At 45.4% G+C, this 12,250-nt stretch carries 11 protein-coding genes; 6 read left to right on the top strand and 5 right to left on the bottom strand.

Going from position 1 to position 12,250, the window contains the following annotated elements; all coding sequences use genetic code 11:
• The first annotated feature begins 24 nt into the window (after positions 1-24).
• Together HF888_RS01285 and HF888_RS01280 are read left to right on the top strand one after the other, a co-directional pair.
• Positions 25-1,368, top strand: coding sequence for a S41 family peptidase (locus HF888_RS01285; RefSeq protein ID WP_007017992.1), 1,344 nt, complete (start codon positions 25-27; stop codon positions 1,366-1,368).
• Positions 1,316-2,251 (top strand): divergent polysaccharide deacetylase family protein, encoded by a 936-nt coding sequence (locus HF888_RS01280; protein ID WP_133308473.1) that lies wholly within the window; start codon positions 1,316-1,318, stop codon positions 2,249-2,251. Before HF888_RS01285 ends, HF888_RS01280 begins: the two co-directional genes overlap by 53 nt.
• Here the strand turns inward: HF888_RS01280 and ppx are convergent.
• Positions 2,234-3,739: an exopolyphosphatase gene (ppx, locus tag HF888_RS01275; protein ID WP_007017994.1), complete on the bottom strand. Its 1,506-nt coding sequence runs from the start codon at positions 3,737-3,739 to the stop codon at positions 2,234-2,236. The genes HF888_RS01280 and ppx overlap by 18 nt on opposite strands.
• Before the next feature lie 202 nt (positions 3,740-3,941).
• On the opposite strand from ppx, the gene trxA reads away from it, so the two are divergent.
• From trxA to HF888_RS01255, 4 genes are all read left to right on the top strand, one after another.
• Positions 3,942-4,268: a thioredoxin TrxA gene (gene trxA, locus HF888_RS01270; RefSeq protein ID WP_007017995.1), complete on the top strand. Its 327-nt coding sequence runs from the start codon at positions 3,942-3,944 to the stop codon at positions 4,266-4,268.
• A gap of 243 nt (positions 4,269-4,511) precedes the next feature.
• Complete coding sequence (rho, locus tag HF888_RS01265; protein ID WP_007017996.1) at positions 4,512-5,768, top strand: transcription termination factor Rho; 1,257 nt, start codon at positions 4,512-4,514, stop codon at positions 5,766-5,768.
• Positions 5,769-6,125: 357 nt separating this feature from the next.
• The gene (gene ubiD, locus HF888_RS01260; RefSeq protein ID WP_007017997.1) at positions 6,126-7,610 is read left to right on the top strand and encodes a 4-hydroxy-3-polyprenylbenzoate decarboxylase; all 1,485 of its coding nucleotides are present in this window, start codon (positions 6,126-6,128) and stop codon (positions 7,608-7,610) included.
• A gap of 7 nt (positions 7,611-7,617) precedes the next feature.
• Entirely contained in the window at positions 7,618-8,628 is a 1,011-nt protein-coding gene (locus HF888_RS01255) for a 2Fe-2S iron-sulfur cluster-binding protein (protein ID WP_007017998.1), read from the top strand.
• Between the two features lie 17 nt (positions 8,629-8,645).
• Here HF888_RS01255 and HF888_RS01250 read toward each other — a convergent pair whose 3' ends face one another.
• The 4 genes from HF888_RS01250 to HF888_RS01235 form a co-directional block, all read right to left on the bottom strand.
• Positions 8,646-9,443, bottom strand: a complete 798-nt coding sequence (locus HF888_RS01250) for an SDR family oxidoreductase (protein WP_007017999.1) — start codon at positions 9,441-9,443, stop codon at positions 8,646-8,648.
• Positions 9,444-9,536: 93 nt separating this feature from the next.
• Complete coding sequence (locus tag HF888_RS01245) at positions 9,537-9,908, bottom strand: hypothetical protein (RefSeq protein ID WP_007018000.1); 372 nt, start codon at positions 9,906-9,908, stop codon at positions 9,537-9,539.
• Positions 9,909-10,016: 108 nt separating this feature from the next.
• Complete coding sequence (locus HF888_RS01240; RefSeq protein ID WP_007018001.1) at positions 10,017-11,129, bottom strand: PilT/PilU family type 4a pilus ATPase; 1,113 nt, start codon at positions 11,127-11,129, stop codon at positions 10,017-10,019.
• Positions 11,130-11,177: 48 nt separating this feature from the next.
• Positions 11,178-12,212: a type IV pilus twitching motility protein PilT gene (locus HF888_RS01235; protein WP_007018002.1), complete on the bottom strand. Its 1,035-nt coding sequence runs from the start codon at positions 12,210-12,212 to the stop codon at positions 11,178-11,180.
• Positions 12,213-12,250: the final 38 nt, after the last annotated feature.

The following is a 12,250-nucleotide window of genomic DNA, read 5'->3' as shown; positions in this document are numbered from 1 at the left end:
TACAAACACCTATGGATTTGTATTATGTCGTTTATTCGTTATGCAATCGCTTTTGTAGCGCTTTGCTTTGTCCTCCCAGCATCGGCCGATAAAGAGGCAAATAAAGACAGTCAAGCAGTGGAAGGCACAGCCACTGTTAGCCCTTCTCGCCTTCCTTTACAAGAATTACGCGCTTTTGCCGAGATCTTTGAGCGTATTCGTGCAAGTTATGTAGAAGAAGTCGATGATAAAACACTTTTAGAAAACGCCATTCATGGCATGCTCAACGGATTAGATCCCCACTCTTCATATTTAAATGCCAACGACTTTGAAGATTTGCGCACCAATACCAGTGGTAAGTTCGGCGGCCTAGGCATCGAAGTGGGCGTGCAAGATGGTCTCATTAAAGTGGTTAGTCCAATCGACGATACACCCGCACAAAAGGCTGGTGTGCAAGCGGGAGACCTTATTATCAAGTTAGATGATGTGCCTGTGAAAGGACTTGGTCTTAACCAAGCTATTGAAAGAATGCGCGGTGAACCTGGTACAGATATCATCCTTACTATTTTGCGCGAAGGGGAAAACCAACCATTAGAAATCACCCTGACCCGAGCGGAAATAAAAATTACCAGCATCAAACATAAACGAATCGAAGACGACTATGGTTATATCCGTATCACTCAATTTCAAGAAAATACCGGTGCTGATTTAATCGACGCCATTAACAAGTTAGGGCTTGAAAGTGATACGCCTCTAAAAGGCTATATTCTCGATTTACGTAACAATCCAGGTGGTGTTTTAGATGCCGCTGTTGCAGTAAGTGATGTCTTTCTTGAGCAAGGTACCATTGTTTACACTCAAGGCCGCGTAGAAAATGCCGATATTACTTATGATGCAACGGTCGATACCCAAGTACCCGTTGCACCTGTGGTCGTATTGATCAACGGCGGAAGTGCCAGCGCCAGTGAGATTGTGGCCGGCGCCTTACAAGACCATAAACGCGCATTGGTCATTGGTACTACGAGCTTTGGTAAAGGCTCTGTACAGACAGTATTACCACTAGACAGTGAACATGCATTAAAACTCACAACGGCTCGCTACTACACGCCGAAGGGACGTTCCATTCAAGCACAAGGGATTGAACCCGATATTATCGTACAACAAGGTGAATTTACTGCTCAAAAAGAAAATCGTTTCTATAAAGAAGTGGATCTACAAGGTCATTTGGAAAATGACAAAGAGGACGAACAACAAAAAGTGCAAGCTAAAAAAGACGATTCTCTACAACGTGACTACCAGTTAAGCCAAGCATTAACCATATTAAAAGGATTGAGCTTTGCACAAAGTCAATCAAAAGACAGTGAAAGCGATACCCGCGATCCTAGCTAGCATGTTAAGCCTTGTGCTTGCATTACCTGTGCAAGCACAAGGCCTCTCCAATGCCGAACTGTCTGCCTCTTCGCCATCGGTAGCGCAACTGGCCATTATTATTGATGACATAGGAAATAGTTGGCAAAAAGGCTTGGATGCTATCGCACTTCCGGGCAACATTACCTTTGCCGTTATGCCTCATCGTAAACACAGTATTCAACTGGCTGAGCGCGCAGGCCGCTTGGGCAAAGAAGTTATGCTGCACGCCCCCATGGCTACTATGAACAATCGTGAACTGGGTGCTGGTGCCTTACACGAGAATCTTGGCGAAAAGTTATTTAAATTACGACTACGATTTGCCATTGATAACATTCCGTATGTGCGCGGCATCAATAACCACATGGGTAGTCGCTTGACCACGTCAACCAATGCAATGGGTTGGGTCATGGATGTCTTAAAAGAGAAACAGTTATTTTTTGTGGATTCTCGAACTCATGCCAATAGCATTGCCTTTGAACAAGCTCAACAGTACGGACTAGCCAGCGCTAAACGCGATGTGTTTTTGGATCATGAGAGAACTCTGGATGCTGTACACAGACAGTTTAAATTGGCCGTCACCATCGCTAAAGAATATGGCAATGCCATTGCGATTGGTCATCCCCATAACGTCACATTGCGCTACCTAGAACACGTAATTCCACAATTAGAGCAACATCATATTGAAACTATATTTGTCAGTGCTCTCTTGAAAACCGGCAATCAATCGCGACCCAATACTGCACGTTACAATTTGCCCAAACCACAACCAGATTTAGATGAACTGTTTGCGCGATTAGAGAAAAAACGTAACTTATCGCTTAACCAAAACAATCGAAAACCTGAATCAACTGTTCACAATTAAGTTATAACCGAATCCATCTAAATATTGTTTTTCGCTGTCTAAATCCAAACTGGTCATGGGGTGATTTTCTAAATAGCCTTCAGGGAAGGTTAGTTTGATTTGATATTTTTTCGCCTCGATCTGCGGCTCCACAACATCTTCAATACCACGACCATGGTGTAACAACACTGCTAAACGCAACAAAATAGCGATACGAATAAGAATATTGCGCCCACGCTTCGGTAAGTAGTCATAGTCGGAAACGGGGAATTTACGGCGATGACTGCGTACTAACAGGGAAATATTATATTGCGTTTGATTACTGAAGCCGTGCATATCGCTGTAGCGTATAAGGTAAGCACCATGCTTATGATAAGAGTTGTGAGCAATGGCCAATCCCACTTCGTGTAAGTCCGCTGACCAGCGCAACCACTCTTCGTATTCGGGTTCGTTTAGCTTCCAAGACTTAGCGCATTGTTCAAGAAGCTTTAAGGCCGTGGTCTTCACATTTTCTGCCTGCTCGATATCAACGACAAAACGCGCTTGCATGGCATCAACGGTTTTCTCACGCACGTCTTCGTGAGTATTGCGACCAATTAAGTCGTATAAGGCCCCTTCTCTTAGTGCGCCATCGCTATAAGTGAGTGTTTCAATACGCAAGCTTTGAAAAATAGCGATCAAAATGGCGAGCCCCGCAGGGTACACTTGTAGGCGTTGATCGTTGATACCTTGAAGGCTTAAATCATTCACATGCTTTGCTTTGAGAATAATTTTCTTCAAGCCAATCAAGCCCTCTAACGTCACTTCACCATCAGTGAGACCATAGTTTTGCAGCACACGACTGGTGGCACGCATGGTACCTGAGCTACCCACCACGTTTTGCCAACCTAATCGCTGGTAACGGCTTTGGATACTCAATAGCTCGCTTTGCGCAGCGTTAATGGCGCGACGGAAATTATCTTCCGTGAGCTCACCATTGGAGAAATAGCGGTCAGAGAACGTCACGCAACCCATGTGCAAGCTCTCTAGCTCAATAGGCGCGAAACGCTCACCAATAATGAATTCTGTACTGCCACCGCCAATATCAATCACCAGGCGCTTACCTTCATCATCGGCTAGGGTATGAGCCACACCTAAATAGACAAGGCGAGCTTCCTCGATACCGGAAATAACCTCGATGGGAAAACCTAGCATCTCATTGGCTTTTTGCATGAACGCGCGGCTGTTCTTTGCCGCCCGTAACGTATTGGTACCTAACACAGTGACATGAGATCGCGGAATTCCCCGCAGATGCTGACCAAAGCGTTCCAAACAAGCTAATGCACGCTCTTGCGCTGCTTCGCTAATACCTTGTTTTGGGTCTAATCCCTGAGCCAGCTGTACTTTTTCGCCACGCTTATCGATGACCTGAATTTGGCCGTTCACTACACGAGCCACCACCATATGAAAGCTATTTGAGCCTAAATCGATGGCTGCCAATCGAGTTTGAGCTTGAACGCTTTGTTCCATAACCTGCCGTTGAGTTTGGGTTCTAAGGCCCCATTGTGCATGTAAGTCAGGATTTAGTCAGCATTTCTTGGCCAGAAAAACGGTGTATTCACGCCCCAGAAGGCTCTTTACCTCTATTGAGCAAGTGCTATGATTAGCGGCACCGTTTTCTGGTATGATTCGGCTAATCCAGCCAAACGCCAATAACACAAGTGTGAGAATTATGAGCGATAACATTATTACCCTATCTGACGATTCATTTGACGCGGACGTTCTTCAGTCTGACGTGCCAGTATTAGTTGATTACTGGGCAGAATGGTGCGGACCATGCAAAATGATCGCTCCAGTATTGGAAGAAATCGCAGAAGAATACGACGGCAAACTAAAAGTAGCCAAACTGAATATTGACCAGAATGAAGCGACTCCACCAAAATTCGGTATTCGCGGTATTCCAACTTTGATGATTTTCAAAGGCGGTAACGTTGAAGGTACCAAGGTAGGCGCTCTATCTAAGTCTCAGCTAACGGCATTCATCGACAGCACCATCTAAGCTGTGGATAAAAGAAGGGCAGTTTATACTGCCCTTTTCTTTTTATGGTGTATCCAGCACCCTTGATCAATAATCAAACGATCTGCTCGAATATTCATCAAGTTTTTAGCAATAGCTTCTGGACTCACATAATAAAAGAGACTATAGTGATTCAAAATTAAACGAATTCAGAGCAACCCCTGCTCAACCATTAATTCTTATCCCCCATTTAATTTATCTTCAAAAGAATAAATCTCTACCTTTATGAATCTGACAGAACTGAAGAAAAAATCCGTTGCCCAGTTGCTTGAGATCGCAGAAAGCATGGGCATGGAGAACGTAAGCCGAGCTCGTAAACAAGACCTCATCTTCTCAATTTTGAAGCGACACGCTAAAAGCGGTGAAGATATCTATGGCGACGGCGTATTAGAAATCCTACAAGATGGCTTTGGCTTCTTGCGCAGTGCCGACAGCTCTTACTTGGCTGGCCCTGACGACATTTACGTCAGCCCAAGTCAGATTCGACGCTTTAATATGCGTAAAGGTGACTTTATCGCAGGTAAAATTCGCCCACCAAAAGACAGCGAGCGCTATTTCGCCCTGCTTAAAGTGAATGAAGTAAACGGCGAAGCACCAGAAAAATCCAAGAACAAAATTCTTTTTGAAAACCTTACCCCACTATTTCCAACCGAGCGTTACATCCTAGAACAAGGCAATGGTTCTACCGAAGACATCAGTAGCCGTATTATTGATTTGATCGCGCCGATTGGTAAGGGTCAGCGTGGTTTGATCGTTGCGCCGCCTAAAGCGGGTAAAACCATGTTGCTACAGACTATTGCTGGCAGCATCGCACGCAACAACCCTGAATCACACTTAATCGTACTATTGATCGATGAACGTCCTGAAGAAGTAACCGAAATGGCCCGTAACGTGCGCGGCGAAGTCGTAGCGTCTACGTTTGATGAGCCACCAGCACGTCACGTTCAAGTAGCCGAAATGGTTATCGAAAAAGCCAAGCGTATGGTTGAGCACAAGCAAGACGTGGTCATCTTACTTGACTCTATCACGCGTTTAGCCCGCGCTTACAACACCGTTATTCCTTCTTCCGGTAAAGTACTGACTGGTGGTGTTGACGCACATGCTCTCGAAAAACCTAAGCGTTTCTTCGGTGCCGCTCGTAACGTTGAAGAAGGCGGTAGCTTGTCTATCATCGCCACGGCACTGGTTGATACCGGTTCTAAGATGGACGAGGTAATCTACGAAGAATTTAAAGGTACAGGTAACATGGAACTGCACCTTGATCGAAAAGCGTCTGAGAAGCGTATCTATCCTGCTATTAACATACGTCGTTCTGGCACACGTCGTGAAGACCAAATGATGCCAGAAGGTGAATTGCAGCGTCTTTGGATTCTGCGCAAGATCATCGCTGAAATGGAAGACCTACAAGCCATCGAATTCATGGTGGATCGTCTGAAGCAAACCAAGACGAACGAAGAGTTCTTCCTGACCATGAAAGGTTAAGATCGAATTACGTTGCCATAACGACGTTAAACCTTAACGAAAAGCAGTCATTGACTGCTTTTTCTTTAGGGCACCTCTAATAAATCACTTTAAGCTCTGGCCTTGATCGTGTTTCAAGATCAAGGCGTGGTATTGAAGGTCTAACGGGTTAAATCGAAATGCCACAACACAGAGATTGGAACACGAACAAGGCCCCGAAGGGCAAGGCCTGTAGCTCTTTCCTTCGGTGTCAGACTTCTGGGAAAGGACTCGTCATCACGCGGCGAAGCCTTTCTTGAATGAAAGCACTACAGGCGTCTTGCAGAGTCAAATTGACTTGTTAGAGGTGCCCTTTATTTAGAAGATAAGAAAAGCCCGATGAAATACAAGGACTTACGCGACTTCATAGATCAGTTGGAAAAACAAGGCGAGCTTAAACGCATCCCTCAACCTATTGATCCCAATTTAGAAATGACAGAAATAGCTGACCGTACTTTACGCGCCGGCGGCCCCGCCCTGTTATTTGAAAATCCTAAAGGCCATGATATGCCAGTGCTTGCCAATTTGTTTGGTACACCAAAGCGCGTTGCAATGGGCATGGGCGAAGACAATGTAGAAGCCTTGCGTGAAATCGGCAAACTTTTAGCGTATCTCAAAGAACCAGAACCACCCAAAGGCATTAAAGACGCTTGGGAAAAACTACCCATCTTTAAGCAAGTCTTAAACATGGGCCCAAAAGTAGTGAAAAAGGCAGCTTGTCAGCAAGTAGTGCTTGAAGGTGACGATGTCGACCTAGGCAAAATCCCAGTGCAGACTTGTTGGCCTGGTGATGCTGGCCCACTGGTGACATGGCCACTGGTCATCACCAAGGGCCCAAACAAAAGCCGCCAGAACCTAGGAATTTATCGCCAGCAAGTCATAGGTAAAAACCGCTTAATCATGCGCTGGCTAAGTCATCGCGGTGGCGCTCTCGATTTTAAAGAATTCCAACAGCAGCACCCAGGCGAACCTTATCCTGTCAGTGTCGCCCTCGGAGCAGATCCTGCCACTATTTTAGGTGCCGTGACGCCCGTTCCTGATACATTATCTGAATACGCGTTTGCTGGCTTGCTGCGTGGTAGCCGCACTGAGCTGGTCAAATCCATTGGCAATGACCTTCAAGTACCTGCAAGCGCAGAAATCATCTTAGAAGGCTTTATTTATCCTGATGATATGGCCGATGAAGGGCCGTTTGGTGATCATACTGGTTACTACAACGAAGTGGACCAATTCCCGGTATTTACCGTGGAGCGCATTACCCATCGCAAAGATCCGATTTACCACAGTACTTACACTGGCCGTCCGCCCGATGAGCCGGCGATTTTAGGCGTTGCTTTAAACGAAGTGTTTGTCCCGATTTTGCAAAAGCAATTCCCGGAAATTGTAGACTTTTATCTACCGCCTGAAGGCTGTAGTTACCGCATGGCCATCGTCACCATGAAGAAACAATATCCAGGGCATGCTAAGCGAGTGATGCTCGGCGTTTGGTCTTTCTTACGACAATTCATGTACACCAAGTTTGTGATCGTCACTGACGATGATGTGGACGCACGCAATTGGGAAGATGTGATTTGGGCTATTACCACTCGCATGGATCCTACTCGCGATACCACCATGATCGATAATACGCCCATCGACTATCTTGATTTTGCCAGTCCGGTTTCTGGCCTTGGTAGCAAGATGGGCCTTGATGCGACGAATAAATGGCCCGGTGAGACGGACCGAGAATGGGGTGAACCCATTGTCATGGAAGAAACGGTAAAAACCAAGATCGATGCCATTTGGGAAGACCTAGGTATCCTAAACGAGCAAACTGGGGAATAACCCCATCATGGGCCATACTATAACCATACAGCCAAAAGGCTTGGTGTTTCATAGTGATCAAAATGGCCAAAGCATCATGGATGCCGCGATAGCCGCTGGCATCCAAATGCGCAAAAGCTGTGACAATGGTATATGCGAAGTTTGCAAAGCCCGCTTAATCGCCGGCCAAGTGATCAAGCAAACAGGCACATCGTCACAGCCTATCGAACAGGGCAGCGACATCTATCCCTGTGTGACAGAAGCAAACAGCGATATTATTTTGGAGCAGTTAAACGTGCTAGCCCCAGGCGAAATCCCTCAACAACATTTATCAATGCAAATTGAATCGGTAAAACCGCTGAATGATTTTACCTATCAAGTGCAGTTGCTAAGTCCTGCTGGAAAATTACCTCAATACCATGCGGGGCAATACTTAGAACTCTTGATTGATGACAACCAGTATCCATTCACGATTGCCAGCAAACCCAATGGTCGGCATATTGAACTGCACCTTGGCGTAAGTGAAGACAATGCTTCTAGCATCGCCATTCGCAATTATTTGCAAAACCATTCAACCGTACGCGTGAAACTACCGGGCGGTAACGTTTGGCTAAAACCGGGAATGGATAGTTTTAACCTACATGATCCGTTGATTTTTGTTGTGGCCGGAACAGGCTTTGCCCAAGCCAAAGCCATGATCGAAGATCAGCTAGAGCATCAACACAGCGCTATTTATTTATACTGGATTAATCGCGATCAAGACGGCTTTTATAGCAATCTGCCTCAGCAATGGCATGAAGATAAGCTCATTCACTATGTGCCCATGACGCCTGAACAAGTTGATGGCCCCTTCTATAGTGATCAAAACGTAGAAGAACTGGTTCAAAAGCAAGTATCAGATATCAGCCGTATTCGTGTAGTTGCATGCGGCAGTCCGAACTTTGTTTATAGCGTGTTAGACGGTTTAGAGAATAAAGGGTTTGAGCAAAGACAAATGCTAAGCGACGTATTCGCCTATGCCCCTCGCCCATCGAAATAATATTTAAAAGCGTCCTGTTAAGGACGCTTAGCTACCATTTTAAATACCAGTTCAGGGAAGAACCGTTTCAACGTCACCGCCAAAACCGATAAGCCTTCTCCCACTACGATTTCTTTTTTTCCTTTCGCCAGTTGACGCGCAATAATCGATGCGCAGTTATCCACATCCATACCATTTTTGATATCGTCATCGTCTTGGCCAAAGGCTTCACCATTACCAGATACCGCGTTTTTACTCACATCCGTTTTAATGAAACCTGGGGTTATAGTGCTGACCTGAATCCCGTACTGCGTCACTTCCGCGCGAAGCGCATCAAAGAATCCCATGACCGCATGTTTGGCTGCGCAATAGCCGGTGCGCCATTTCACACCCACTTTACCGGCCACACTAGAGGTCACCGCAATATGGCCTGATTTACGCTCTACCATATGCGGTAGCACCGCTTTGGTTAACGCAATCTGACCCAGCACATCCACATCTAATAGTTTTTTGTATACATCCAAATCGGTATCCAAACACAAAGAGCGCTGCGAAATACCGGCATTATTAATCAGCATATCAATCTGTCCGAATGCAGCTAATACCACATCGACTTTACTCGGCATACTTTCTGTATCCAGCACATCCAGCGGTAATACCAAAATATGCTCGGCCTTTAAGCCCAGTTTGATGCATTCATCTTTAACGCGATTAAGCTCGGCCTCACGGCGGGCGGATAATACTAAATAAGGGGAATGAGAAGTTTGACGAGCGTAATATTTTGCAAGTGCTTCTCCAATTCCAGAGGAAGCACCAGTGATCCAGATAACCGACATAAGCAATCCTTATTATTGTTACTCAACACAAGACTGCCATGTTTTTCAATTAAGCAATAGCTAAGTTTTGTAAATGGACTGTTTGAGTGATCACTAAGGCAAACAAGCCTCAGTATCTACAAAGCTTTGCTCTAAAACTTCGGCTTCACGCTGTGGATATACGATCTGTGTTTTCAAACAAGAGTGCTCACCCGCACGAATAAACTTAGAATGATAATGGCGGATAAAGCGATTTTGATCATCCACACTTTGCGTGATTAATTGAGTTTTCAACAAGGTTTTATTTTTATGGGCTTCGGTTTGTAACCAATGACTTGAACCATTGCGAAATGGTTGCTCAATCAATTTAATGTCTGTTGTGACTTGTTGCTCTGCTTGCTGACTAATAGTTTGATATTGATAAAAAAGATAAGCAATGCCTGCCACAAGGCAGACAACCAATAGATAAATAATTCTTTTACGCATAAGGGTACTTCTGTTTCTGGGTAAGGACTCGTCATTACGCTGTAAAACTCGTCGAGCCCGACCGTTTACAGGCTCGCATGAGTTAAAGCTATATCATTAGAGGCGCTATTATTCTTGTAGGGTTAAGCCTTTAGTGGCGCTGGATAACTGATCGGCATCTTCAGACGCAAGTTTAATCATCAAACGTAAGTCGTTTGCACTATCCGCATGGGCAAGCGCTTCTTCATACGTAATCTCACCAGCTTGATACAAGTTATAGAGGCCTTGATCAAAGGTTTGCATGCCTTGCTCTGTGGATTTCGTCATCAATTCTTTAAGTTCATGAACCTCACCTTTGCGAATCATGTCGGCAACCAATGGTGTATTCAATAGTACTTCAACCACGGCGCGACGACCCTTGCCATCTGGGGTTGGAATAAGTTGCTGTGCGACGATCGCTTTTAAGTTAAGACTCAAATCCATCCACACCTGTGAATGTTGTTCTGGCGGGAAAAAGTGAATAACGCGATCCAATGCTTGGTTAGCATTATTCGCATGCAATGTGGCTAAACATAAGTGACCTGTTTCTGCGAAGGTAACCGCATGATTCATGGTTTGCGCACTACGCACCTCACCAATCATGATCACATCCGGTGCCTGACGCAGGGTATTTTTCAGGGCTATCTCAAAGCTTTCCGTATCTAGACCTACCTCTCGTTGCGTTACGATACACCCTTGGTGCTGGTGCATGTATTCGATAGGGTCTTCGATACTGATAATGTGGCCGCGACTATTTTGGTTACGATAACCAATCATGGAGGCCAACGAAGTCGATTTACCCGCACCCGTTGCACCCACAAATAAAACCAAACCGCGTTTACTCATGGCGATATCTTTGATGACATCAGGAAGGCCAAGCTGCTCAATAGTAGGAATACGCGTTTCGATTCGACGTAGCACAACGCCAGCAAGGTTACGCTGAAAAAATGCACTGGCACGGAAACGACCTATACCGCTAGCACTCACCGCAAAGTTCAGTTCTTTTAACTCTTCAAACTCTTCGATTTGTTTTGCGCTCATCATGCCATAGATAATTTCTTTGGTTTGCTCGGGGCTCAAAGGCGCTTTGGTCACCGAATGAATACGTCCATGAACTTTCATGCTAGGTGGCATACCTGCAGTAATGAACAAATCGGATGCGCTTTTTTCCACCATAAGGCGAAGTAGTTTTTCGATTTCCATAGCTTATTCCTTGGAAGTTTGCCGCAGGCAAACTCCACTTTATCATGATTAAAATTGCTCTGGGTTTTTGGCTTTTTCTCGCGCGGATTCTGGTGTCACCAAACCCTTCTGAACCAAGGTTTTTAAACTCTGATCCATTGTAGTCATGCCTAATGAACCACCTGTTTGAATGGCGCTGTACATTTGCGCTACTTTATCTTCCCGAATCAAATTACGAATGGCTGGCGTACCGACCATGATTTCGTGTGCTGCAACACGACCACCGCCTTTTTTCTTCAAAAGGGTTTGAGAAATAACCCCTTGTAGAGATTCTGACAACATAGAACGGACCATGGATTTTTCTTCAGCAGGGAATACGTCCACAATACGGTCAATGGTTTTAGCTGCGCTCGTAGTATGCAAGGTACCAAACACACAGTGACCCGTTTCTGCCGCGGTCAACGCCAAGCGGATTGTTTCTAAGTCACGCATCTCACCAACCAAGATCACATCCGGGTCTTCACGTAGTGCCGAGCGCAATGCTTCGTTAAAACCTAGGGTATCTCGGTGTACTTCCCGCTGGTTAATCAACGACTTCTTGCTTTGGTGAACGAATTCAATAGGGTCTTCTACGGTTAAGATGTGCTTATAGTAGTTGTCATTGAGATAATCCAACATGGCCGCGAGTGTGGTCGATTTACCTGAACCAGTTGGCCCAGTTACCAACACCAAGCCACGGGGTTTCGTGGCCAAATCTTTAAAGATTTGGCCCATACCCAAGTCATCACATGTCAGTACCTTCGACGGGATAGTACGGAACACTGCGCCGGCACCGCGGTTTTGATTAAATGCGTTGACACGAAAACGAGCCACACCGGGAACCTCAAACGAGTAATCGGTTTCGAGGAATTCTTCAAAATCCTTACGCTGTTTATCGTTCATGATGTCATAAACCAGCGCATGCACTTCTTTATGACTTAAAGCGGGAAGGTTTATCCGACGTACTTCGCCATCTACACGGATCATCGGTGGCAAACCGGCCGATAAATGTAAATCCGATGCCCCTTGCTTGGCAGAGAAGGCGAGTAGTTCAGTGATATCCATGAATAGGGTACTCCGTATTGCATATAGCCGTTTGATAC

Origin of the sequence: Bermanella marisrubri, from assembly GCF_012295615.1 — a bacterium.
Classification (GTDB): domain Bacteria; phylum Pseudomonadota; class Gammaproteobacteria; order Pseudomonadales; family Oceanobacteraceae; genus Bermanella; species Bermanella marisrubri.
Note: the sequence above shows the minus strand (reverse complement) of the source record. Positions and strands in the feature narration are given on the sequence as shown.